21 protein-coding genes and 1 pseudogene are annotated in these 24,448 nt (G+C 64.1%); 7 read left to right on the top strand and 15 right to left on the bottom strand.

All coding sequences use genetic code 11. The features are described 5' to 3' along the window. The first annotated feature begins 76 nt into the window (after nucleotides 1–76). The 5 genes from NLM33_RS14405 (at nucleotide 77) to NLM33_RS14385 (ending at nucleotide 6,459) form a co-directional block, all read left to right on the top strand. Nucleotides 77–1,033: a hypothetical protein gene (locus NLM33_RS14405; RefSeq protein ID WP_254096694.1), complete on the top strand. Its 957-nt coding sequence runs from the start codon at nucleotides 77–79 to the stop codon at nucleotides 1,031–1,033. A 327-nt stretch (nucleotides 1,034–1,360) separates the two neighbouring features. Continuing rightward, complete coding sequence (locus NLM33_RS14400) at nucleotides 1,361–2,059, top strand: cysteine hydrolase family protein (RefSeq protein ID WP_254096693.1); 699 nt, start codon at nucleotides 1,361–1,363, stop codon at nucleotides 2,057–2,059. Nucleotides 2,060–2,068: 9 nt separating this feature from the next. Then, nucleotides 2,069–3,736: a regulator gene (locus NLM33_RS14395; RefSeq protein ID WP_254096692.1), complete on the top strand. Its 1,668-nt coding sequence runs from the start codon at nucleotides 2,069–2,071 to the stop codon at nucleotides 3,734–3,736. A gap of 342 nt (nucleotides 3,737–4,078) precedes the next feature. Then, a complete protein-coding gene (locus NLM33_RS14390; protein ID WP_371929949.1) occupies nucleotides 4,079–5,230 on the top strand; it encodes a fructose-1,6-bisphosphatase in 1,152 nt (383 codons plus the stop codon). A gap of 50 nt (nucleotides 5,231–5,280) precedes the next feature. After that, a complete protein-coding gene (locus NLM33_RS14385; RefSeq protein WP_254096690.1) occupies nucleotides 5,281–6,459 on the top strand; it encodes a 6-phosphofructokinase in 1,179 nt (392 codons plus the stop codon). A gap of 19 nt (nucleotides 6,460–6,478) precedes the next feature. Here the strand turns inward: NLM33_RS14385 and NLM33_RS14380 are convergent. From NLM33_RS14380 to NLM33_RS14315, 14 genes and pseudogenes are all read right to left on the bottom strand, one after another. Next, nucleotides 6,479–6,571 (bottom strand): annotated as a pseudogene (locus tag NLM33_RS14380) (carbohydrate ABC transporter permease); the annotation flags it as partial. A 12-nt stretch (nucleotides 6,572–6,583) separates the two neighbouring features. Continuing rightward, the gene (locus NLM33_RS14375) at nucleotides 6,584–8,515 is read right to left on the bottom strand and encodes a S9 family peptidase (protein ID WP_254096689.1); all 1,932 of its coding nucleotides are present in this window, start codon (nucleotides 8,513–8,515) and stop codon (nucleotides 6,584–6,586) included. Nucleotides 8,516–8,677: 162 nt separating this feature from the next. After that, nucleotides 8,678–10,423 carry a tannase/feruloyl esterase family alpha/beta hydrolase gene (locus tag NLM33_RS14370; RefSeq protein WP_254096688.1) on the bottom strand — a complete coding sequence of 582 codons (1,746 nt, stop codon included), beginning with the start codon at nucleotides 10,421–10,423 and terminating at the stop codon, nucleotides 8,678–8,680. A gap of 89 nt (nucleotides 10,424–10,512) precedes the next feature. Next, complete coding sequence (locus NLM33_RS14365; RefSeq protein WP_254096687.1) at nucleotides 10,513–11,337, bottom strand: carbohydrate ABC transporter permease; 825 nt, start codon at nucleotides 11,335–11,337, stop codon at nucleotides 10,513–10,515. Then, nucleotides 11,334–12,272, bottom strand: a complete 939-nt coding sequence (locus NLM33_RS14360; RefSeq protein WP_254096686.1) for a carbohydrate ABC transporter permease — start codon at nucleotides 12,270–12,272, stop codon at nucleotides 11,334–11,336. Before NLM33_RS14360 ends, NLM33_RS14365 begins: the two co-directional genes overlap by 4 nt. Next, nucleotides 12,269–13,594, bottom strand: a complete 1,326-nt coding sequence (locus tag NLM33_RS14355) for an ABC transporter substrate-binding protein (protein ID WP_254096685.1) — start codon at nucleotides 13,592–13,594, stop codon at nucleotides 12,269–12,271. Before NLM33_RS14355 ends, NLM33_RS14360 begins: the two co-directional genes overlap by 4 nt. Before the next feature lie 83 nt (nucleotides 13,595–13,677). Next, the gene (gene soxA, locus NLM33_RS14350) at nucleotides 13,678–14,457 is read right to left on the bottom strand and encodes a sulfur oxidation c-type cytochrome SoxA (RefSeq protein ID WP_254096684.1); all 780 of its coding nucleotides are present in this window, start codon (nucleotides 14,455–14,457) and stop codon (nucleotides 13,678–13,680) included. Beyond that, the gene (gene soxZ / locus NLM33_RS14345; protein ID WP_254096683.1) at nucleotides 14,454–14,774 is read right to left on the bottom strand and encodes a thiosulfate oxidation carrier complex protein SoxZ; all 321 of its coding nucleotides are present in this window, start codon (nucleotides 14,772–14,774) and stop codon (nucleotides 14,454–14,456) included. The genes soxA and soxZ overlap by 4 nt, the downstream gene beginning before the upstream one ends. Next, nucleotides 14,774–15,232, bottom strand: coding sequence for a SoxY-related AACIE arm protein (locus NLM33_RS14340; RefSeq protein WP_254096682.1), 459 nt, complete (start codon nucleotides 15,230–15,232; stop codon nucleotides 14,774–14,776). The genes soxZ and NLM33_RS14340 overlap by 1 nt, the downstream gene beginning before the upstream one ends. An 8-nt stretch (nucleotides 15,233–15,240) precedes the next feature. Beyond that, nucleotides 15,241–15,681, bottom strand: coding sequence for a sulfur oxidation c-type cytochrome SoxX (gene soxX, locus NLM33_RS14335; protein WP_371929948.1), 441 nt, complete (start codon nucleotides 15,679–15,681; stop codon nucleotides 15,241–15,243). A gap of 4 nt (nucleotides 15,682–15,685) precedes the next feature. After that, nucleotides 15,686–16,951, bottom strand: coding sequence for an FCSD flavin-binding domain-containing protein (locus NLM33_RS14330; RefSeq protein WP_254105795.1), 1,266 nt, complete (start codon nucleotides 16,949–16,951; stop codon nucleotides 15,686–15,688). A gap of 59 nt (nucleotides 16,952–17,010) precedes the next feature. Continuing rightward, on the bottom strand, nucleotides 17,011–19,197 hold the full coding sequence (locus NLM33_RS14325) for a molybdopterin cofactor-binding domain-containing protein (RefSeq protein ID WP_254096680.1): 2,187 nt from the start codon (nucleotides 19,195–19,197) through the stop codon (nucleotides 17,011–17,013). Between the two features lie 11 nt (nucleotides 19,198–19,208). Next, nucleotides 19,209–19,658: a (2Fe-2S)-binding protein gene (locus tag NLM33_RS14320; protein WP_254096679.1), complete on the bottom strand. Its 450-nt coding sequence runs from the start codon at nucleotides 19,656–19,658 to the stop codon at nucleotides 19,209–19,211. A gap of 263 nt (nucleotides 19,659–19,921) precedes the next feature. Then, nucleotides 19,922–20,071, bottom strand: a complete 150-nt coding sequence (locus tag NLM33_RS14315) for a hypothetical protein (protein WP_254096678.1) — start codon at nucleotides 20,069–20,071, stop codon at nucleotides 19,922–19,924. A gap of 101 nt (nucleotides 20,072–20,172) precedes the next feature. Here NLM33_RS14315 and NLM33_RS14310 point away from each other — a divergent pair, with 101 nt between their 5' ends. Then, nucleotides 20,173–21,783 carry a B12-binding domain-containing radical SAM protein gene (locus NLM33_RS14310; protein ID WP_254096677.1) on the top strand — a complete coding sequence of 537 codons (1,611 nt, stop codon included), beginning with the start codon at nucleotides 20,173–20,175 and terminating at the stop codon, nucleotides 21,781–21,783. Here the strand turns inward: NLM33_RS14310 and NLM33_RS14305 are convergent. Then, complete coding sequence (locus NLM33_RS14305; protein WP_254096676.1) at nucleotides 21,764–23,152, bottom strand: MFS transporter; 1,389 nt, start codon at nucleotides 23,150–23,152, stop codon at nucleotides 21,764–21,766. The two genes, NLM33_RS14310 and NLM33_RS14305, sit on opposite strands and share 20 nt — an antisense overlap. A gap of 168 nt (nucleotides 23,153–23,320) precedes the next feature. Here NLM33_RS14305 and NLM33_RS14300 point away from each other — a divergent pair, with 168 nt between their 5' ends. Next, nucleotides 23,321–24,391, top strand: a complete 1,071-nt coding sequence (locus NLM33_RS14300; RefSeq protein ID WP_254096675.1) for an isocitrate/isopropylmalate dehydrogenase family protein — start codon at nucleotides 23,321–23,323, stop codon at nucleotides 24,389–24,391. Nucleotides 24,392–24,448: the final 57 nt, after the last annotated feature.

The following is a 24,448-nucleotide window of genomic DNA, read 5'->3' as shown; positions in this document are numbered from 1 at the left end:
GCATGCGACGGCGAAGTCAATATCGCTGGCCGCATCGGTGTCGCTCCTGCTAGTCATGGCTGAAAGGGAGGCCATCATGACGGCACAAGCGTTCGACACCGACATCAATGAAACCGACGGCGCCCTGATCGGGCCATGGCGCCGGCCGCGCCAGATGTTGCAGGCGCAGGTCTACGATGCGCACGCCTCGATCCACGATGATGCGACCGCGCAAAAGCTCGGCTTCAAAGGCGGCACCATCGAAGGTCCGACGCATTTCAGCCAGTTCGCGCCGCTCGGCGCGCGGCTGTGGGGACGGACCTGGTTCGAAACGGGGTGTCTCTCCGCGCATTATCGCAACGCCTGCTTCGAGGGCGAGGAGGTGCAGGCGATCTTGTCGAAGCCTCTCCCCGGCACGAGCCAATGCCAGATCCAGATGGTCAAGCGCGACGGCACTGAGGTGCTGCGCGGCTCGGCCACCGTCGGCGATCCGCAGGTTGCGACCGCGCTCGAGGCGCGTCTCACTGAGCTCAAGCCGCTCGCCGATCCCGTCATCCTGCGCGACGTGAAGGTGGCGCAGACCAGCAGGCGGCAGACGGTGCGCATGGGCCTGGACCAGAACATGGGCGACCTCTATCCATTCTCGCTGCGGCAGAAGCTCGCAGTCATCACCGAGAACTCGCCGTTCTATTCGAGCGGAGAGAATCCCTGGCGGAAAGCCATCATCCCGATGGAGATGCTGAGCGTGCTGTTGCAGTACCGCGCGAAGGACGATCCGCTGCCGTCGAAGGGCCCGGCCGTCGGCCTGTTCGCCGATCAGGAGATCCGGCTGATCAAGGGCCCGCTCTTCGTCGACGAGGACTACGAGGTCGAGCGCGAGGTGGTCGCGCTCTCCGGCAGCCGCCGCACCGAAAGCGCCTGGGTGAAGACGCGTGTGTTCGACAAGGCGAACGAGGTAGTCGCGACCATGCTGCTCAACATGGCGACGATCAAGGATTCCTATGCGCCCTATGAGGAGGAGTATCGCACGCTGTATGGGAGTAGAGAGCGGTAGGCGCCACATTATCGGCTCGTCATTCCGGGGCGACGCGAAGCGTCGAGCCCGGAATCCATTTAACCTCTTGTGCTGGGCCCAATGGATTCCGGGCTCGCGACTTCGTCGCGCCCCGGAATGACGGGTGGAGAGAGCGTCGCCGCCGCCCAAGTCTTGAGCAAATGCCCGTCGCGAAGCCGTCGCACAGGGAATAAGCAGGCGTCAGCTTCCGGCGTAACGCGCTGAAAGCGCAACAAAATCCTGCGCCCGCCCCGCATCATCGCTATTGTACACAATGGCACGGCGCTTGCAGAACTCCCCTGACAGGAGTTCTCGCGAGGGGCGTGCATGTTGAACTCAGCGAAGCCGACACTTGGCGTCATCGATGCTGAGCCCGAGCCGATCAAGCTCGACTGGTCGACCACTGCGCTTCTCATCATCGACATGCAGCGCGACTTCATGGAGCCCGGCGGCTTCGGCGAGACGCTCGGCAACGACGTCAGCCAGCTCGCCCGTGCGGTGAAGCCGATCGGCGCCGTGCTGGCGATGGCGCGCGATAGCGGTATGCTGGTCATCCACACGCGTGAAGGCCATCTGCCCGATCTCTCCGACGCGCCGCCTGCGAAGGTCGAGCGCGGCGCGCCGAGCCTTCGCATCGGCGATCCCGGCCCGATGGGCCGCATCCTGATCCGCGGCGAGGCTGGCCACGACATCATCCCCGAGCTCTATCCGCTCGACAGCGAGATCGTCATCGACAAACCCGGCAAGGGCGCGTTCTACGCCACCGAGCTCAGCGACGTCCTGGAGAAATACGGCATCGAAAATCTCCTGGTGTGCGGCGTCACGACGGAGGTCTGTGTCAACACCACCGTGCGCGAAGCCAATGACCGCGGCTATCGCTGCGTCGTCATCTCGGACGGCTGCGCATCCTACTTCCCCGAGTTTCACGAGATGGGCCTGAGGATGATCAAGGCCCAGGGCGGAATCTTCGGCTGGGTCGCGAGCTCGGCCGCAGTACTGGAGGCGTTGAAGACTTCGACCACATAGGGGTACGACATGAGCACATTGACAGGGACGGCCGGCAAATCTGAGATCAATAAGCCCGAATTCAAGCCCGCACTATGGACACCGGGCGACTGGAACGCGTTTTTCGGCTTCGGCACCAACATCCTCGTCAACATGCTGGTGCTCACGGGCCTGCTGCGCTTCGTGCTGAAGATGCCCGACAGCCTGGTGTTCGGCCGCATCCTGCCCGCGCTCGGGCTGATGATGTGTCTGTCGACCTTCTACTATGCCTTCCTCGCCTACCGCCTGGCGCAGAAGACCGGTCGCAGCGACGTCTGCGCACTGCCCTCGGGCGTCAGCGTGCCGCACATGTTCATCGTCACCTTCGTGATCATGCTGCCGATCACGATCAAGACCGGCGATCCCCTGAAGGGCTGGTCGGCTGGCCTCGTCTGGGTGTTCTTCCAGAGTTTCATCCTGATGATCGGCGGCTTCATCGCGCCGTTCATCCGCAGGATCACGCCGCGCGCGGCGCTGCTCGGCACGCTCGCGGGCGTTTCCGTCACCTTCATCTCGATGCGGCCGGCGCTAGAGATGTACATGACGCCGCAGATCGGTCTGGTCTGCTTCGCCATCATCCTGGTGAGCTGGTTCGGCGGCGTGAAATATCCGCGCGGCATTCCGGCCGGCCTCGTCGCGATCGCGGTCGGCATGATCATCGCCTGGGGCTCGAACCTGTTCGGGCTTGGTCTCGGCGGATTGAGCGTGAAGGGCGTCGGCGATGCCTTCGCGAATTTCGGCTTCTCGGTGCCGCTTCCCGCCGTGGGCTACGTGTTCTCCGGCTTCGAATTCCTCGGCGTGATCCTCGTCACCGCGATTCCCTTCGGCATCTATGACCTCGTCGAGGCCATGGACAATGTCGAGAGCGCGGAAGCCGCCGGAGACGAATATCCGACCACGCGCGTTCTCACTGCCGACGGCGTCGTCAGCCTGATCGGCTGCCTGATGGGCAATCCCTTCATCAACGCGGTCTATATCGGCCATCCCGGCTGGAAGGCGATGGGCGGCCGCATCGGCTATTCCGCCGCGACCGGCGTGATGGTCGTCGTGTTGTCCTGGTTCGGAATCATCTCGGTGCTGCTGGCGCTGGTGCCTGTCGTCGCGATCTCGCCGATCCTGCTCTATATCGGCATGCTGATCGGCGCGCAGGCGTTCCAGACGACGCCAGTCAAGCATGCGCCGGCGATCGTGCTGGCGCTGACGCCGCATCTGGCGGCCTGGGCAAAACTCCAGATCGACACGATGCTGTCTTCCACCATGACGGCGGCCGCGACCGTCGGCGGCATGGCCGCCGACAAGGCGGATGCCGTGAAGCTAGCTGCGATCGCCGCACTGCCGCAGCAAGGCGTGTTCTATCACGGCCTCGAGGTGATGGGCGGCGGCTCGATCCTCGCCGGCCTCATCCTCGGTGCGATCGGCGTCTTCATCATCGAGCGCGACTTCGAGAAGGCGTCAGCCTTCGCGCTGGTCGGCGCGGTCCTGACCTATTTCGGCTTCATGCATGGCGAGGCCGTCGGCATCGGCGGCGGCTTCGGCGTCACGCCGGCAGTCGCGCTCTCCTATGCCGTAATGGCGGCCGGCTTGTTCGCGCTCGGTAAGCTTGCGACCGGCGAGCACTACGCCGCGCATCCCGAAATGTCGGCGGCGCCGGCGGAGTAACTTCGAACGAAACTTTGGTTGCGGCCGGGTGGTGTCACGCTACCCGGCCGATTTCTTTTCACGTCAAGTCGGAAGCTTCCCCACGCGCGCCGCTTTTTGGGGCACAACACAGAACCCTGCACCGCAGCAGATGATGGCGCATCTGCCACTTATCCTATCGCATCTGCCGCGAGTCCCAAGGTGGATTGATGATGCCAGCTACCGGATCGGCCCGGGCTTTTCGAGCAAGGCGGCATCGTGGAACCTAACGCAGCACCGGACGTTCTTTTTTGCGTATGAGCAGCGCCGTCGCCCCGGCGCAGCAAGCGCAGAGGCTGACGCGCTAACCTGCGCCTGGGAGGGATGCTCATGAGACTCACTCTTTCGGTCATCAAGGCTGACGTTGGCTCTGTCGGCGGGCATACGCAACCGTCTTCCCTCATGATGGCGACCGTCATCGGCGAAGCCGCTCAGGCGGTCGACAAAGGCCTTCTGATCGACAGTTTCGTCTGCCATACCGGCGACGACATCGCGATCATCATGACGCACACAAAGGGTGAGGGGAGCGCCGCGGTCCATCAATTTGCATGGAATACGTTCCTTGCGGCTACGTCGGTCGCGAAAACCTCCGGGCTCTACGGCGCCGGCCAGGATCTTCTCGTCGACGCGCCTTCCGGAAACATTCGCGGCGCCGGACCGGCCGTCGCGGAGCTCAGCTTCAACCACAGCCTCTCGGATTCAAGGCCCGCGGAGTCCTTCATGGTGTTCGCCGCCGACAAATGCGGCCCCGGCGCGTACAACCTGCCGCTCTACCTCGCCTTCGCCGATCCCATGTATTGCGCCGGGCTGATGCTGCCCCCGATGATCAAAGGTTTCCGTTTCCATGTCATCGACATGGACCACACGGCAGGCGACAGCATCATCGAACTCGACGCCCCGGCGGACGGCTACCACATTGCCGCGCTCCTTCGCGACAATGAGCGCTTTGGGATCGATCGCATCGTTTCTCGAACATATGACGAGGTTGTCGTCGCTGTTTCGGCGCAGCGTCTTCACGCGATCGCGGGCAAGTACACCGGCAAGGACGATCCAGTCGCGATCGTCAGGAACCAGGGGATTTTCCCGGCGCCCGAAGAAATCGTCTCGCCGTTCGCCAAGGCGCATTTCGTAGGCGGCGATGCGCGAGGCTCGCACGTGATGCCGCTCATGCCGGTGCCGCTCAACACACCGGTGACGGGCATGTACTGCCTGCCGATCGTTTCCTGTGCCGGCTTTTCGATCGACAAGGACGGCCGATTCTCGGAGTCGCACACCGATTTCTTCGACAACCCGGCGTGGGACGAAGTCCGCCGGCGAGCCCAGAGCAAGGCAATCGAGATGCGCAGCCAGGGCTGGTCCGGTGCCGCGATGCTGCCCTATTCCGAGCTGGAGTATGGCGGCTTCCGCGATACCGTGTCTGGTTTGCTGAAGCGTTTTCGGCTGCGCGAGGAGCGCAAGCCGGAGGCGGCCGAGTAGAGAACGCTACTCTGTGCATGATGGCGACATGCTAACGTTGGGAGGTCGGCTTGGCGAGAAAACGCATCGGCATTCTCACGGGTGGCGGCGACGTCTCCGGCCTCAACGCCGTCATCAAGAGCGTGACTTATCGCGGTAGCGAGAACGACATCGAGGTTGTCGGTCTCCGCCGAGGTTGGGAGGCTTTGACGCACCTCAACCTCGAGGATGCGGACAGCAGGTCCCACTACCTCATGCCCCTGAATCGCGAAAACACGCGCACCATCGATCGGCGCGGCGGCACAGTGCTGCACACGAGCCGCACCAATCCGTCAAAAATGCAAGAGCTGCCCGATCATCTCGTCGGCAGCGACCTTCCGGCTTCCCTGAGTACCAAGGGAACCAAGACGTGGGACCTCACCGGCCAGGTGCTGGCGAACCTTTCGGGACTCGGCATCGAGCATCTGATCGCCATTGGTGGCGACGACACGCTCAGTTATGCGGCCAAGCTCAGCGATCTCGGCGTCAAGATTATCGCCATCCCGAAGACGATGGACAACGACGTCCGCAACACCGAGTACTGCATCGGCTTCTCGACCGCGATCACCCGCGCCAGCGATGCCATCCAACGGCAGCGCACCACCGTCGGCTCGCACGAGCGGATAGGTATTTTTCGCGTCTTTGGCCGCGATGCCGGATTTACCGCGCTCTACACCGCGTACGCAACCTCGATACGGTGCGTCATCCCGGAGTACAAGATCAATCTCGACAAGCTGATCGCGTTGCTGCTCGAGGAGAAGCGGGCCAATCCAAGCAACTACGCGCTGATCGTGCTCAGCGAGGGCGCCGAGTGGGAAGGCTACAAGCCGCAGGAATATGGCGAGCCTGATCCCTACGGTCACCGCAAGAAGGCCAACGTGGCCGAAGCGCTCGCCGATGAGATCAAGCGGCGGACTGGCGAGCAGACGATGACCTCCGACCTCACCTACGACCTTCGGTCGGGGGATCCGGACTTTATCGACAAGCTCGTAGCCCTGACCTTCGGTAACATGGCGTTCGATGCAATGCTGGAAGGCAAGACCGGCCTGATGTCGGCGCTGGTGGAAGGCCGCTACGACCTCGTGCCGATCCCTGACGTCAAGCTCGGGCCGCGCAAGCTGGACGTCGCCAGCACATACAACACGGAGCGCTACCGTCCCATCTACTCCAGCAAGCGCGGTCTGCCGATCTTTCTCAACCGCGCGTCATAGGGGGCAGGGTGAGGAGAGGTCATCCGCCCTTGACGGCACCTGCGGTGAATCCGGCGACGATCTGCCGCTGGGCTAACGCCGTGAGCAGCAATGCCGGGAAGGTGACGATCAGCCGAGGCCTGTGTCAGGCGACGCCCAAATCCGTCAGAATATCGGCGCCGGCCCGAACCTCGTGACTTGAGCCTTCAAAATCATGCCCGACCGGTTCGCAGGCGCCACCGAGATGCCGCGCCAGAAAGGCCTCGGCAATTGCAAGGTGGGACAGCTGATTGGGAGGCTTCTGGAATCCGTGTCCCTCGTCGGGATAGACGATGTAGGTCACCGGAATGTTCTTGGCCTGCATGGCGGCGGCGATGGTATCGCTTTCGGCCACCTTGCACCGCACGTCGTTGGCACCATGGAAGATCAGCATCGGCTTCTTGATGTTGTCGACCTTGTTGATCGGTGAACGTTCGGCGAGCAGCTTGCGGCCTTCCTCGGTGCGGGGATCTCCGTAGCTGCGATACATGAATTCCGCGAAACCGGCCCAATAGGGCGGCATCGATTCCAGCAGCGTTTGCAGGTTGGAGATGCCGACCACCGGCACCGAGCAACAGAACACCTCCGGCGTGAAGGTCGCGCCGATGAACGAGGCCAGGCCCCCGTAGGACACTCCGAAGATCGCGACCTTGTCCTTTTGCGCGATGCCTTCCGCGATTGCCCAGTCGACCATGTCGATGAGATCGTCATGCATCTTTCGCGCATGCTCTTTTTCGCTGGCGGCGACGAACGCCTTGCCGAAGCCCGTCGATCCCCGATAGTTGACCGAGAGGACGGCGTAGCCACGATCGGCCAGCCACTGATGATCGCGGCGATAGCCATAGATATCGCGGCCCCAGGGACCACCGTGGACGATGAGGACCATCGGCAGCGGCCGGGGCGGGCGGTCGCCCTCGATATTGGCCGGCAGAGTTAGGTATGAGACCAGGGTGAGGCCGTCGCGCGACTTGCCCTGCACCGCCTGCATCGGCGCGAGGCGGTACGGCTTCAGCTCCGGTCGCGCCGTGAACAGCTCGGTGAGAGACTGCTTGTCGCGGTCGAGGAGATGATAGGTGACCGGCTGCTCCGGTGCATGACTTCCCACGATCCACCGACGACCGTCATTGCTCTGGCTCTCGAGGTGAAATGCATGCCCGGGAAGCTTCGCATGGATCAGGTCGAGTTCGCTCGTCACTGCCGGCGTCAAGGCCGTCCATTCCTGCCGGCCGGGATCGATGCAAACCGCTTCCGGCGCGAATGTTCGGGCGTTGAAGATGGCGCCGGTCACGTCGGCGTGGTCGCTCCTGAACAGGACGCGCTCTTCCCCCGTTGACCAGTCGATCCGGATCAGCGCCGACTTGTCATGCTCCAGGCTCGAGCTCATGTGGAGGTGGTTGCCGCTAGCATCGAACGTCCAGAGCCGCGTACTCGCATAAGCCTCGAACGGGACGTCGCGCCAATGCGTCGCCTTCCCGTCGTGGATGCGCCAAAGCCGCGTACCACCATCGGGCGCGTTGCTGCGGGCGTGGCGCGGCCTTAATTGCCAGTCGAGCCCGACGTAGTCGAACTCCTGGCGATTTTCCCATACCAGGGAGCGTTCGCCGGTTGTGAGGTCGAGCAGGAAGACGTCGTGCCATCGCACGTCGCGATCGTTCAGACCGATCACGACCTTGTCGGGGACGACGTGCGACCAGTAGGTCGGCAACGCACGGACATTGGCGAAGGGCGTGAGATCCCTGAGCTCCAGAGTGTAGGGATCGACGACGAAGAGGTGCAAATTCTCGTCACCGTTCTCGTCGTTGAGGAACATGATGTGGCGACCGTCCGGACTCCAATCCTGCCAGTTGATCGGCCTGCCCCTGGTGCGCGTCACGGGCTGGCCTGCCGCAATGTTGTCGACCGGCGACACCCAGATGTTGAGGACGCCGTCGACAGGGGCGAGCCAGGACAGCAATTGACCATCCGGCGACAACTTGGCGCCGACGTAGGTTGGATTACCGAACAGCTTCCGGCGCGGGATCAGGGGACGAGGTGACATCTGGCGTCTCTCGTGGTTCGGGCGGGCGTCACGTTAGGTAGCGCTACACGATGTAGCATATGCGTATGCAAACTTTGCGTCAACGCCAGGTAGAGCGCCGGCGTCAGTGTTACGAGCCTTAGAATGAGAAGGCGCGGGCGGTCGATCGCCGCCCGCCATTTGTCACAGCGTCGATATCTTGCAGATGTAGCTTTCGGCTACCGCCTTGTCGCCGCCGACATAGTGCGGGTAGTTCGGATAGCGGCACATCGGCCGGGCGGCTTTCAGCGCGAAGGGCGGGGCAGGCTCCTTCGACGTCTGGACCAGTGCGTCGGCCGGCGCGACGCCATCGCTCGCCCAGCGGTCGAGCGGTTCGAGCAGGTCGACCATGGTCGGGATCGCGGAGCCGTCCAGCACGCTTGTGCCGTGTCCCGTATGTGTCGAGCCGGGCGAGACGTAAAGCCGTGCTGAAGCCTCGACCGTCGCCCCGCCAAGCCGCGCCACGACCGACTGGAAATAGTTGATTCCAGCGAGCGGGCTTTGGGCGAGGTCGGCCATGTTCTCGCGCAGGATCAGCTTGCCGCCATGGGCGAAGAAAGCCGTCAGGTCCGGATCGGTGGAATCGAGGATCTTCGACACCTCCTCGACGCGGGCCCGAAAGTCTTCTGGACGATAGGTGCGCACGTCAAACTTCTCGTCACGCGTCAGGAGGAAGCGCACGGCATTGCTGCCGTAGAGCCATTGCTGCGACACCGTGGCGACATCGAGTTGCTCGGTCGGCGCCGCCGTGCCCATGACCCAACGCGTCATGGTCATCCGCTGCGGGTCCGGTGTGGTCTCGTTGCCGTAAAGCGATTGCGGATAGGTCGTGATGCCGTTCGCCATCGCAAGCGGAAACGGATGCGATGCATGCACGGTCTGAACCGCTGTGATCTGCGCGTCAGACAGGCAGTCATCGCCCGTATCGGCGCCTTGCGGGCAGCGCAGCGCCTGCACGTTCACCTTCGGCTGGCAGGCGAGATAGTTGCCGACGATGCCGTCGCGCAAGCCGTCGAGTTCGTCACAGGCATTGGCGACGAATTTTGCAAGCGTCTCGCTCTTGGCTGGGTTGAGCCAGCCGCCTTTGAATTGCGGCACATTATTCGGGATGTAGGACTGGAACAGCATCGAGAGCTGCACCACCGGCACCACGCTGACGATCCCGTCATAATCAGCCGGGAAACGCTGGGCTATCGTAAGACCCTCGCGGCCGCCCTCTGAGCCGCCGAAATAATAGATTTTGGCGGGCCGTTTCCGATAGAGCGCGCCGGTCAGCGCGACGGCGACATCGCGCACCTTCTTGTAGGAGGCATAGCCGTAATTGGTCAGCATCTCGTCGTTGAGGCCGAACTGACCGATGCGATCGGGCGCAAAGCTCGCGGCCTGGTGCCCGGAATCGGTGCCGAGAGTGGCATAGCCGCGCGTCAGCGGCAGGACATCGTCGGGGGCCGCGTCGCGCAGCGGCGCAAGGCCGCTCACCAGGGTGCCGTTGTAACCGCCGCCGCCATATTGCAGGAGCTTGCCGTTCCACGCGGCGGGCAGGTTGAGCTGAAAGTTGATCAGTTGCGCAGCCGGATCGACCGGCGCAATGGTGCCCGTCACCTTGCAGAAGTCCGGCGTCGCGGGAGCTGCCGCCTTGGCCGGTGCTGCCGGCGTGAAGCTTGCCGACGTGACGGTGGCCTCTCCGCTAGGCAACCCGATCAGGCGAGCCGGGATCGTTCGTCCCGAAAGGCTCGCGCAGGCGCCTTGAAACGCCTCGTCCGCTGCCGACGATCCGCCGCTCACGGACAACACGATCGCGCAGAAGGTCAGGCTGGCTGCGGCTTTCGACGCGCGGCGCATCGCATGGCCTCGCTTGGCATGGTCGACGTCGCCTGTGTTTGGTCCCATGGTCCTGATCTTTGGTTGGAGATGATCCTGCGTACGCAGCAACTGGCCTCATCGCTCGTTCGGCTTGACCGGCGGAGGACGAGGTGTGCTTATCCGCCTTTCACTGCTCCCGCAGTGAGTCCGGCGACGATCTGCCGCTGGGCGACAACCGTCAGCAGCAGCACCGGGAAGGTGACGATCAGTGCGGCGGCCGCGAGCGGCCCCCAGCTCAACTGGTCGAACGAGATCATGTTGTAGACCGCGACGGGCAGGGTGCGCGTCTCGCGTCCGGCCAGCACGATGCCGAAGACGAAATTGTTCCAGGAGAAGATCACGGCGAGGATGAAGGCGACCGCGATGCCGGGTTTCGCGATCGGAAGAGCGACATGGCTGAACACCTGCCAGCGCGTCGCGCCGTCGATGAGCGCTGCCTCTTCCAATTCCATCGGCGTGGTCTCGAAATAGCCGATCATGATCCAGATCACGATCGGCACCGTCACCACGAGATGGATGATGATCTGCGGCACCAGTGTGCCGAGCAATCCGAGCCACTGGAACAGGATAAACAGCGGGATCAGGTAGGACAGGCCGGGCGTGATGCGGGCGATCAGGATCACGATCGCGGATTTATGCGCGGCCATCCGCGCGATCCCGTAGCCGGCGGGAACGCCGACGATCAGCGCCAACGCGGTCGCGCTGCCGGTCACGATCAGGCTGTTGAAGAAATAGGTCAGGAAGCGGTTGGAGGCGAGCACGTCGGCATAGTTTTTCCAGGCGATATGCTCGGGGATGAACACCGGCGGGTAGGCGGCGTTGTCGACCTCGAATTTGAGCGACAGTGAGGCCATCCAGAGGAAGAACAGGATCGCCGGCGACACGATGACGAGCACCGAAAGCCACAGGCCGATTTGACTAAGGATCTGACGTGGGGTCATGCGCCCCTCGCGATTTCGGTCCACAGCATCCGCTGGCGCATGTAAAGCATGAGGGCGGCGAGTGCGACGATGAGGAGGAAGAACACCACCGCGATCGCCGAACCGTAACCGAGGTCGTAATAGGTGAAGGCGACGCTGTAGAGATAGATGTTGATCGTCTCCGACGCCGAACCGGGCCCGCCTTGCGTGATCGCGAAGATGATGTCGAAGCTTTTCACCGCGTCGATCATGCGGATCATGCCGGCGATGAACAGGAACGGCATGATCAGCGGCAGCGTGATGAAGCGGAACACCTGCCAGAGATTGGCGCCGTCGATCTGCGCGCTTTCGTAAGGTTCGGTCGGGATCGCGGCGAGGCCGCCGAGAACGATCAGCATGACCAGCGGCGTCCACTGCCAGGTCTCGACCAGGACAAGCGAGGGAATGACGGTTGCGGGATGAAACACCCAGAGCTGTGGCGGCAGGCCGACCAGCGACAACAGGTAATTCAGCACGCCGAGCTGCGGATGGAACATCATGGTCCAGACCAGCGCGATCGCCACGGGCGTTGCCATCATCGGCATGATGAAGACGCCGCGCAGAAAACCGCGGCCGGGGAATTTCTGGTGAAACACCACGGCTGCGAGCGTGCCGAGGATCAGCGGCAGCACCACCGACAGCACGGTATAGACCATGGTGTGGCCCACCGACTCGAGGAAGCGCGGATCGCCCGTCAGCCGCAGATAATTGGAAAGCCCGACGAAAGTGGTCGGTGAGCCGACCTTCCACTCGTTCAGGCTCATCCAGATCGTGAACAGCCACGGAAAGATGATGATGGCGAGCACGACGACCAGCGCCGGCACCACGAACGGCCAGTAGGACGGTGGCCGCAACTCCCTCTCCGGCGCGGCGCCGGATTGTGCCGCGGCCGGATCAGCTTGTGTCAACGCACTCACGCTTTTTCGCTACGCTCCAGGATCGGCCGATACTGTTCGTGGGCCTTCTTCAACTCGGTCGCGGGATCGGCGCCGGCCAGGGTCGCGGTGATCGCAGCGCCGACGAGATCGCGGAATTCGGCGACCGGGATCACAACGGGCAGGCCGAGCTTGCTGATCTTGGCGGAATCGATCACCGATTGCAGCCACTCCGCCGGCATCTTGACGCCCTTCTGCACCTCGGCATCGTTCAGGATCGAGTTGCGGAACGGCACGCCGCCGCCGGCCTGCAACAGCCGAGCGCCTTGCGTCTTGGAAACCGCCCACTGGCAGAGCAGATAGGCCGCTTCCTTGTTCTTGCTCGCGGCGGCAATGCCGAGGCCATCGCCGTAGGTGGCAGAGTATTGTCCCTTCGGCCCGGCAGGTACGACGGTGTAGCCGACCTTGCCGACGACGCGCGAGGCAGCCGGATCTTCCAGCGGCGGCGCCCAGCCGACGCCGTCGATCCACATCGCCGACCGTCCTTGTGAAAAGGAGGCCATCGACTCCATCCAGTTGAAGCCGGCGACGCCGGGCGGGGCGACCTTCGTCAGCAGCGTCTGGTAGAGCTTCGTCGCCGCGACGGCTTCGGGGCCGTCAGTCAGGATGTTGCCCTTGGCGTCGAGGAATTCGCCGCCATAGTCGAGGAAGAAGTTGGTCCACAACGTCATGTTGGCGTTGCGCAGGCCACGCCCGACGAAGCCGTAGGTGCCGTCCTTGGCATCGGTGAGCTTTTCGGCGGCCGCGACCATCTCGTCCATCGTCTTGGGCACCGCGACGCCCTTCTTCTGGAACAGCTCCTTGTTGTAGTAGAGGATGAAATAGTCGACCGACCAGGGCAGCGACAGCATCTGGCCCTTGTCGTTCTTGGCGTATTGCAGGCCAGCGGCCGAAAAATCGCTCTCGACGAGATCGGGCGCGGTCAGCGTCGGATCCTTCATGAAGGGTGTTATGTCGGCGAGCCAGCCGGCCTTTTCGAACTGCCGCTTCTGCACGTGGTAGCTGAGATGCACGACGTCGAAGCTCGGCTTGCCCGAAGTGAGCTCGATGACGCACTTCTGGCGCTGCTGCTGCTCGGGAATCTGCTCCGATTCCACCTGGATGCCGGTGAGATCGGTGAACTCCTTGATGTTCTTTTGCAGGTTGTCGCCGCGCGGACCCTTGGCGAGGATCACCTCCAGCTTGGTCCCGGCATATTTCTTCCAATTGACCTCGGCGTGGGCCGGAAATCCGGTCAGGCTGAGCGCGCCAGCCGCGGCGGTCCCCTGCAAAAGCGTGCGGCGCGAAATACGATGGTCAGCCACTTTAACCTCCCTGTGACTCGTTTCTTGGGAGGGGATACTAGCGTCCGCGCCGCGCCTGCCTAGTCCTAATATTCCTCTGCGGATTAAGGCCGCACGGCCGGGCTCTCCATGGGCATTCCGCGCGCCCGCGCCATCAGATAGAGCTCGAGCGCGACCAGCTCGGGCGCGCCGTAGTCATAGGCCTGGGTACGGGCCCCGGTCATGCAGCTTCGCAAGCGGCGCTCCAGCGATCCCAGTGTCTGCCATTCCAGGCGATAGAGCGGATAGCCGGTCGGCTGCCCCTGCGTGACCGGTGCGCCCGCCAGATGCTTGTCGTAGTTGTCGTCATGGCAATTGGCGCATGCGAGGTTGAGCTGTCCCTGCCGCTGCATGAAGAGCGCGCGGCCCTGTTCTACGAACGGCTTGAGCTGTGGATCGTCAGCGGCCGTGATCGCCCGCCCGCGCGACTGGTGGGCGACAAAGGCTTCGAGCGCGAGCAGGTCGCGGCTTTCGTAAGGCAGTGGCGTTGCCTGCTGGTGGTTGGCGCGGCAGAGATTGATGCGCTGGTCGAGCGTGACCGGGCGGTCCAGCGCCTTGTCGAAGGCGGGATAGCGCGCGGCGACGCCCTTCATGGTCTCGCGCGCGTCGCCATGGCAATCGGCGCACGCCTTGCCGGCGCTGCCGCTTTTCGCCGTCCACAGCGTTTCACCGTCCAGCACGAACAGCATGCCCGGATTGGACGTATCGTCGTCCTGCATCGCGCGCGTATCGGGTCCCATGAAGGAATAGCCTGAGCGGCGCTCTCCCAGCGGAATTTCGCCGGCGAGCAGGGCAGGCGCGGCGACGAGCAGCATCGCCGCGATGATCGTGCGCGCAAAGCTCATTCGACCGTGATCGGCGCCGACGCGGTTGACACAAAGCCGTTGTCGCCGATCCATTCGAACTCGAACTTGCCGCTCTCCTTCGCGATCGTGAAGAACGCCAGATACGGATTCGCGGCGATGGCCGGAAAGAGGTCGGCGCGAAAGATCTCGGAGCCGTTGTAGCGGCAGGTAAAGCTCGTGATGATGTCGCGCGGCACGAGATCGCCGGCCGCCGTGCGGCGAAAGCCGGTCTCCATGATGTGCGAGGTCAGCGTCCTGATCTCGATGACATCGCCGCGCTTGGCTCTCGGGGGAACGTTGATCAGGGTGGAGGCCATCAGTTCACCTCCTCGGTGCACGCGGCGAGCGTCACGACGACGTCGGCTGCGATTTGCCAGAAGGAATCGTCGGACAGACGCGCGATCGCGACAACCTTCTGGCTGTCGGCGAGCCGGATGCGAGTCGAGACCTGCGCGCGCCCGGCCCATGGGCCGAGATGGAAATTGCCGATGTTCGGCTGCGGGTTCTTCTCGTTGAAGACGTGGATGCTCTTGACGTAGTCGGTTGCCGTCATCGGGCTTGCGACGCTGACCGTCATCGGCACGGTGTTGCCGTTCTCGACCAGCGGCGGAATGTCGAGTCTGATCTTGCCGGTGCGCAGTTGTGCCTCGCCGACGACATTGCGGATCGCCGGGCCGAGCATCGCGGGCGTCGCTTCGAGCGGGCGGATCGTGACGATGGGGATCGTCCCGGCGGCGAGCGTGAAGCCCAAAAATTGTCGACGTGTGCTTGGCATCGATCGTCCTAGTCCCGAAGCGTTGCAAGATAGGCCACGATGTCCTCGATCTGACCCGGGTTGAGGATCGGCTTGCCGGCAAGGTTGCGGCCGACGCGAACGAGCCCGTCATTGCGATAGTAGGACGGCATGATGGTCTCTCGGTTGAACCGCGACGCGTCGACCAGTCGAAGCCGCAACTGACTCGTCGACCATCTGTTCCCGGCGCCTGCAAGATCAGGCGCGAGATCGCCCTGGAAACGGGTTTCCGGAAATGGCCCGGAATGGCAGAGGATGCAGGTCGTGCCGCGATCGAGCACCAACGCGCGCCCGCGTGCCGCATCGCCGGGCGCGCCGGTGAGCGACTCCGGAATGCCGTCGCCAACGATGGTGTAGGAGACCAGCGCCTGCGCCCGTGCGCTGGCGGAAAGCGCAAAGCTTGCCGCAATCAGTGCGGCGATATGGATCATCGGCCTAGCCAAAGGTCGCCGCCGTGATGGTTTGAAACCAGCGCTCGGCGTCCGCAGCGTCGCGGGCGCGTCGTTCCGGCGGCGCGTCGAGGGGGCTGGTGACGCCGCCCTCGACCTCGGCAAAAAGGTCTCCCTTGGGCTGATAGTTGCCGGCGAGCGAAAAGCCGTAAGCGGGCGCGACCGTGTTGTAGCAGACACCGGTCAGCCGTGGTGTCTGTGGCGTTCGGCCAGCGATGAGGTCGATGATCGCGTTCGCGCAGGCTTTGCCTTGCGCGCTCGCGGCCGAGGCCGATTTCGGAATGCCACCACCGAGGCAGGCATCGCCGACGACATGGATGTTCGGCACGAGCCTGGATTCGAAGGTCATGGGATCGATCGGGCACCAGCCCGTGGCATCCGTAGCGCCGGCAATCGCCGCGATGCGCCCGGCGCGTTGCGGAGGAATGACGTTGGCGACTTGCGCCGTGTAATTGCCGAATTCGGTGATGACAGTGTTGCTCGCGGGATCGACGGAGGTGACGCGACCGCCCTGCGACAGCGATACGCGCTCGATCATGCCGCTGTAAAGCTCCGTCCAGGCTTTCTCGAACAGTCTTTGTTGCGTGAAATTGTCCTTGGCGTCCAGGATCAGAACCTTCGAGCGCGGCTTCTTCGTCTTGAGAAAATGCGCGATCAGGCTGGCGCGCTCGTAAGGAGCGGGTGGACAACGCGAGGGATTGGCGGGCACCGCGATTGCGACCAGGCCGCCATCCTCCATGGCCTCCAACTGCCTGCGCAGCAGCGTGGTTTGCTCGCCGGCCTTCCAGGCATGCGGCATCTTTTGGCTTGCGGCTTCGTCATAGCCGGGCAGGCCGTCGAAATGGAAATCGATGCCGGGCGAGAGCACGAGACGGTCGTAGGGAAGCGATAAGCCATCCGCCAGCGTGACGCGCCGCGCCTGCGGATCGATCGCGGTTGCGGCCTGCGCGATGACATTCACGCCGTCGGACGCGATCTTCTCATAGCCGAATTGCTGCGCCTCGATCTCGCGCAGGCCTGCGATCACCTCGTTGCTGAACGGGCAGGCGGTGAAGGTCCTGTTCGGCTCGACCAGCGTGACCTGCAAGTTCGCTTCGCTCCGCTTCAGCGCGCGGGCGCAGGCGGCGCCGCCGAAGCCGCCGCCGATCACGACGACGCGCGCCGCGCCTTGCGCGCGCGCAATCGCCGGCAGGGCCAGCGATGCGGCCGCGATGCCGAGGGCGGCTTTCCGCCGTGTCAGCGGGCGGGTCATCATGAGCATTCATCCGGAAAACGCTGCGGCGACCCGTGGGCCGCCGCAGCCGCACCTTCCTAGGCGAAGGTGATGTTCTGGTCGCGCAGCGGCACCGAGCGGATGCGTTTTCCCGTCGCTGCGAAATAGGCGTTGAGCACCGCTGGTGCCGCAACCCCAATGGTCGGCTCGCCAACGCCGCCCCAGAATCCGCCGCTCGGCACCATCACCGCTTCCACCTTCGGCATCTCGTTGATGCGCATCGAATTGTAGGTGTCGAAGTTGCTTTGCTCGATGCGGCCGTCCTTCACGGTGCAGCCGCCATAGAACAGCGCGGAGAGGCCAAAGACGAAGGAGCCCGCGATCTGCCGCTCTACCTGTGCCGGATTGACGACATAGCCGGGGTCGGTGGAGGCGACGATGCGATGCACCTTGATCTTGCTGCCGTCGGTCACCGAGATTTCGGCGGCGCCGGCAACATAGCTGCCATAGCCCATGACCTGCGCGATGCCGCGATAGACGCCCTGCGGCGCCGGCTTGCTCCAGCCGATCTTCTCGGCCACTGCATTGAGCACCGCCAGATGCTTGGGGTGATCGCCCATCAGCTTGCGGCGGAATTCGAGCGGGTCCTGGCCTGCGGCGTGGGCCAGCTCGTCCATGAAGCATTCCATGTAGATCGCGTTGTGATTGACGTTGACGCCGCGCCAGAAGCCGGGTGGAACGTGCGGGTTGCGCATGGAATGCTCGATCAAGAGGTTCGGCACCGAGTAGCCGAACGCGGCTTCGCCGGATTGGGCGACGCCCTGGAACGCGGCCGGATCCATGCCGTTCTGCAGCGCCTCGGGGCGGAGCGAGAACAGGATCGACTGCCCGGACAGGCGGTAGTGCAGCGCGACCAGATTGTTGTCGGCATCGAACGCGCCGGTCATCTTGCACTGGGTGATCGGGTGATACCTGCCGTGCGCCATATCCTCTTCGCGCGACCACAACAGCTTGATCGGCGTGCCCGGCATCTGCTTGGCGATCTCGACCGCCTGACGGACATAGTCAGTCTGACCGCGCCGGCCGAAACCGCCGCCCGGCATCACCTTGTGCACGTCGCACTTCTCCGGCGGCAGGCCAGAAACCTCCAGTACCGCCGCGAAGGCCGCCTCGCCATTCTGCGTGCCGCACCAGACCTCGCATTTGTCCGCCGTGTAGAGCGCGGTGGCGTTCATCGGCTCCATGGTGGCGTGGTTCTGGTAGGGATAGTTGTAGACCGCCTCGATCTTCTTGGCGGCGCCTGCAATCGCCGCTTTGGCATCGCCGTTCTTGTTGCCGACATAGGCCGGCTGCGCGTTGTCGAGGCCCTCGGCCAGCCATTTCGCGATCGACTCGCTGGAGGCCTTTGCGTTGTCGCCCTCGTCCCAGACGATCGGCAGCGCTTCCAGCGCGGTCTTGGCGTGCCACCAGGTATCGGCAACGACTGCCACCGCGGTATCGCCGACTTTGACGACCTTCTTGACGCCTTTCATGCCCGCGATCTTGGCTTCGTCAAAGCTCTTCACCTTGCCGCCGAACACCGGGCAGTCCTTGATCGCGGCGTTCAGCATGCCCGGCAGCTTGACGTCGATGCCGTAGATCATCGTGCCGGTGGTCTTGTCGGCGGTGTCGAGCCGGCTCACGCCTTTACCTGCGATTGTCCAGTCCTTCGGATCCTTCAGCTTGACCTCGGCGGGCGGCGTCAGCTTCGTCGCGGCCTCGGCGACCTTGCCGTAGGTGGTGGTCCGGCCCGACGGCGTGTGGGTGATGACGCTCTTGGCGGCGGTGCATTCGGACACCGGCACCTTCCACTCGTTGGCCGCGGCCTGGATCAGCATCATGCGCGCGGTGGCGCCGCCCTTGCGGACATAGTCTTGCGAAGAGCGGATGCCGCGGCTGCCGCCGGTCGAGAAGTCGCCCCAGACGCGCTTGCGGGCGACGCTCTGGCCGGGTGTCGGATATTCGGTCGTCACCTTCGACCAGTCGCATTCGAGCTCCTCTGCGACGAGCTGCGCAAGGCCGGTGAGCGAGCCCTGGCCCATTTCGGAGCGGGCGATGCGGATCACCACGGTGTCGTCGGGCCGCACCACGACCCAGGCGTTCACCTCGGGCGAGCCGTCGGCGGCGCGGACCACGGCCGGTCCGCCGAAGGGAATGTCGAGGCCGAGCGCAAGGCCGGCGCCGACCGCGGCGGTGCCGATGACGAAGGCACGGCGATTCATGGCGGGCGAAACGTGCTTGTTCATGGCCGCCTCCGTTAAGCGTTCGCGATCGTGTGGATCGCTTCGCGCACCTGTTGGAAGGTGCCGCAGCGGCAGATATTGGTGATGGCTTCGTCGATATCGGCGTCGGTCGGTTTCGGCTTTTCCTTGAGCAGCGCCGCGACCGCCATGATCATGCCGCTCTGGCAATAGCCGCATTGCGGGACGTCATGCGCGATCCAGGCCTGCTGCACCCGGTGCAGCGTGGCGCCATTCGCCAGGCCCTCGATCGTGGTGATCTGCTTGCCCACGGCCTCGCTGACCGCGACCCCGCAGGAGCGGGTGGCGACGCCGTCGATGTGAACCGTGCAGGCGCCGCATTGCGCGATGCCGCAGCCGTATTTGGTGCCGGTGAGGCCGACGTTCTCGCGGATCGCCCAGAGCAGCGGCGTATCCGGCTCGACGTCGACAGTGATTGATTTTCCGTTGATCGTAAGGTTTGCCATCGCAGTCCCCTGATTGGCCCATCCACCGATGAGGCCCAAGGCGCGCAATTTGTCCGGCAAACGGAACCGTTTCAAATCAACAATCTGGGGTTGGGCCCGTTAAGAATCTTGCGGCTGCGGGAAGATTGTCGAGGACGCGGTGTTACGCCGTCTTCACGGCTATGCGGCGTGTGCATCGGCGAGGCGCGCAGAGCTCATGACGCGGCCGGCTGCAAGGCTCGTGCCGCGTGCTGCGTCGCACTCTATTGGTGGGCTCTTTCCTGTCAGTCCGCGGAGGCATCATCCTCCAGGTGCCTCTTCTCGTAGTGGAGGAATAGATCGAGCAGGGCCAGAAGCACGACGACCACACCTATGCCGATGCTGAGCCGTCGCTCCGCCCTAAGCGCCAGAAAGGCGGCCTGATACGACGCCATGCTAACGACCGTGGAACAGAAAGTGACAGCTTGTCCCGCGTTGTAGGGATGCAATACGGGCGTGCTTTGGTACACTCGGCACGAAACCTTGAGGGGGTTCCATGAACGTGCCGCGCCGTTGCAACGTGCTCATGCTCTACCCGCTGTTCACTGCGGAGTCGTTCTGGAGTTTTGGCGAATCCTGCAAATTGATGGGCGTCCAGCGCCCCGCAGCCCCCCTGGGGCTGATCACCGTCGCTGCGATGTTGCCCGAGAGCTGGACGATACGTCTCATCGACTGCAACACCACGCCGTTCGGTGGTGACGATCTCGACTGGGCGGATGTCGTCTTCACCGGCGGGATGTTGCCGCAACAGGCCGATACGCTGCGGCTGATCGAGCTTTGCCGCGCCAAGGCCAAGCCGGTGGTCGTCGGGGGCCCCGATCCGACATCGAGTCCCCACGTCTACGCGCGGGCCGACTTCCAGGTGCTGGGCGAAGCCGAAGGCGTCATCGACGAGTTCATCGCGGCCTGGGACCGCGGCGCCCGGTCGGGCGTGTTTACAGCGCCGAAATTCCAGGCCGACGTGACCACGACGCCGGTGCCGCGCTTCGACCTCCTGAAATTCGAGGACTATCTCTATCTGGGTGTGCAGTATTCCCGCGGCTGCCCGTTTACCTGCGAATTCTGCGACATCATCGAGCTCTACGGTCGCGTCCCGCGCACCAAGACGACGCCGCAGATGTTCACCGAGCTCGAGACGCTGTACCGGATGGGTTACCGCGGCCATCTCGATTTCGTCGACGACAATTTCATCGGCAACAAGAAGTCGTTGAAGCAGTTCCTTCCCGAGCTTGCCGAATGGCAGCGCGCGCACGACTATCCGTTCGAATTCTCGACCGAAGCCTCGGTCAACCTCGCCGATGATCAGGAGCTCCTGAACATGATGGCGGCGGCGAACTTCTTCGGCATCGAAAGTCCTGACCCGGCGACGCTGGTCGCGATGCGGAAGAAGCAGAACACGCGGCGCAACATCGCCGAGAGCATTCACAGGATCTACGGCGCCGGGATGCTCGTCACCGCCGGCTTCATCGTGGGCTTCGACAGCGAGAAGGTCTCGATGGCGGATGCCATGATCGGCTTCATCGAGGAGGCCGCCATTCCGGTCTGCATGGTCGGCCTGCTCTATGCCTTGCCGAACACGCAGCTCACCCGCCGTTTGGCTCGCGAAGGCCGGCTGCACGCGGACCACGATCTTGCCTCGACCACGGAGGGCGATCAGTGCACCGGCGGGATCAACTTTGATCCGGTGCGGCCGCTGCGGGACATCCTGACGGACTACAAGCAGGTCCTGGAGAGCGTCTATCATCCCGCCGCCTATGCGAGCCGTGTCGACCGGTTGATGACGATGCTCGACCGCTCGCGGCAGCGTCCGGAGCTCCCCGAGGGCGACATTCGCAACAAGGTGCGCGCGCTTGAGACCGTGCATCGCGTGACGTCAGCCATTCCCGAAGCGCACGGTCCGCTCTGGAAAACTTTTCTCGCTTGCGCCAAGCGCGACAAGTCCTCGGCCCGGATCGCGGTCGCGATGATCGCGGCCTATGCGCATCTCGGACCGTTCTCGCGCCGGGTCATCGACGCCATCGATGCGCGCCTGGCCGCCCTGGACGAGCCGATGCCGATCCCGGCAGCGGTCGCGTCCGCATCACACTCTACTTCACCGCCAGCCTGAGGAAGCTCATCACGCTGCCGAGCGCGGCGAAACCGGCGCCGAGCGCCAGTGCCACCGTCGCACCGTCATGTCCGGCAAGCGCAAAGCAGAGCGCGGCGAGCGCCGCGCCGGTCGTCTGTCCGGTCAGCCGCGCGGTGGCGACGATTCCGCTGGCGCTGCCGCTCCGGTGCGGCGGCGCGCTTGACATCACCGCCTTCATGTTCGGCGCCTGGAAGAACCCAAACCCCATGCCGCAGATCACCATGCGCCAGACGATATCAGGGATGGAAGGGTTGGCCGGAAGCGTCGCCAGTAGTGCCATGCCGATGCCGAGCAGCACGAGCCCGATGCCGCCCAAGAGTCCGACGGCGTGGCGGTCGGACAGGCGGCCGGCGATCGGCGCCATGATGGCGACGACCAGCGGCCACGGCGTCATGAAGAAGCCGGTCTCGACCTGGGAGCGTCCCAGCACGTCCTCGAAATAGAACGGCAGCGAGACGAAGGCGAGGCCTTGCACGGCAAACGAGCAGACCGCGGTCGCCGCCGACAGCGCGAACATCGGACGGCTGAACAGGTCGATCGGCAGCATCGGCGCGGGATGATCGGCATGCCGGCGCGTCAGGATGAAGCCGATCACGAGCGCCGCGACCAGCTCGACCGCGACGAGGCGAGGGGACAGATTGTGCGCAGCGCTGCCGATGCCGGTGATGAACAGGCCGAGGCAGATCGCCGCCAGCACGGCGCCCAGGAAATCAAAGCCGTGATCGGCGCGCGGCGTCTTCGGCAGCATTGCAAATCCGATGCCGATCGCGACGAGGCCAAAAGGAATATTGACCGCGAACAGCCATGGCCACGGCCCGAGCGCGAGGATCGCTGACGCGATCGACGGCCCTAAGGTGAAGGCGGTCGCGACCACCAGCGCGTTGTGGCCGAAGCCGCGGCCCTGCATCCGTCCGGGATAGACGAAGCGCACGAGGGCCGTGTTGACGCTCATGATCCCGCTCGCGCCGAGGCCTTGCAGCGTGCGCGCCACCAGCAGGCTCGGCAGCGACCAGGCCACCGCACAGAGCAGCGAGGCGATCGTGAACAGAAGAAGCCCGCCGAGATAGATGCGCTGATGGCCGACGATCTCGCCGAGCGCTCCCAGCGGCAAAAGCGTTGCGACCAGCGCGATCTGGTACACGTTGACCACCCAGACCACCTGCTCCGGGCTGACATGGAGATCGGCAGCGATGGCGGGCAGGGCGATATTGGCGATCGCGGTATCGAGCGAGGCCATCGCAAGCGCGGTGAAGATCGCGGCGATCGCCCAGCGACGGCGCATCGTGGGCAGGCCGTCGGCGAGGGGGCGTTCGGGCTCCTTCGTGAGCGCAGGTAACGTGATTGTCATTGCCTGCGCTTTGCTCCGGCGTGAGGCGTCTGTGTTGCTCCCGGGATGTACTACGGCCACGCTGAGTGCCACAGGCATATGCTTGCATACGGCTATGCGCGAAGATCGGGCGGTGATTGCGCGCCATGGCCTATGATCGGCCAGAGCTGGCTTTCAGAGGAATGACCGATGCAAATTGTGGTTCTGCCGGGTGACGGCATCGGGCCGGAGATCACGGCCGCGACCACGGGCGTGCTGCGCGTGGCGTCCGAACGCTTCCAGCTCAATCTGCGGCTGGAGGAGCATGCCATCGGCCATGCCAGCCTTCAGCAGTTCGGCACGACGGTGCGGCCCGAGCTCCTCGACATGGTGCGCGCGGCGGACGGCCTGATCCTCGGCCCGACCGCGACCTTCGATTTCAAGGACGAGGCGCGCGGCGAGATCAATCCATCGCGTTACTTCCGCAAGAACCTCGATCTGTTCGCCAACATCCGGCCCGCGCGCACCTATGCCGGCAGGCCTGGCCGGCTCGGCGATTTCGATCTCGTCGTGGTGCGCGAGAACACCGAAGGCTTTTATGCTGACCGCAACATGGAAGAGGGCAATGGCGAGCTGCTGGTCACATCAGATGTCGTGATCTCGCTCCGCCGAATCACGCGATTGTGCTGCGAGCGCATCGCGCACGCCGCCTGCCGGCTGGCGATGAAGCGGCGCAAGCATCTCACCATCGTGCACAAGGCCAATGTGCTCAAGATCGGCGATGGCATGTTTCTGGACATCTGCCGCGAGGCGGCGAGCACCTATCCGGGCCTCGAGGTCGACGACGTCCTGGTCGATGCCATGATGGCGCATGTGGTGCGCAACCCCGCCAGCTTCGACGTCATCGTCGCCACCAACATGTTTGGTGACATCCTCTCCGACCTCACGGCGGAATTGTCCGGCAGCCTCGGCCTTGGCGGCTCGCTCAATGTCGGCGACCGTCACGCCATGGCGCAGGCCGCGCACGGCTCGGCGCCCGACATCGCCGGGCAGGACGTCGCCAATCCGGTGTCGCTGATCCTGTCGACCGCGCTGCTGCTGGCCTGGCACGGCGAGAGGAGCGGTGCGGTTCGCTATGAGGAGGCCGCGTGCGCGATCGAGGAGGCGGTGGCGACCGCGATCGCCCAGGGACGCGCGACGCGCGATATCGGCGGTACGCTGGGCACCGAGGCGATGGGCGCCGCGGTGGCGGAGCTGTTGCACCGCAAGATCGAGGCTTGATCGCGGCTCGACATTGCGTTCGCGACGTTCCGGTTTCGGAGCCTGGCGATCGAAATT

Source organism: Bradyrhizobium sp. CCGUVB1N3 (assembly GCF_024199925.1).
Classification (GTDB): domain Bacteria; phylum Pseudomonadota; class Alphaproteobacteria; order Rhizobiales; family Xanthobacteraceae; genus Bradyrhizobium.
This window is presented reverse-complemented; position numbering and strand designations above follow the sequence as displayed.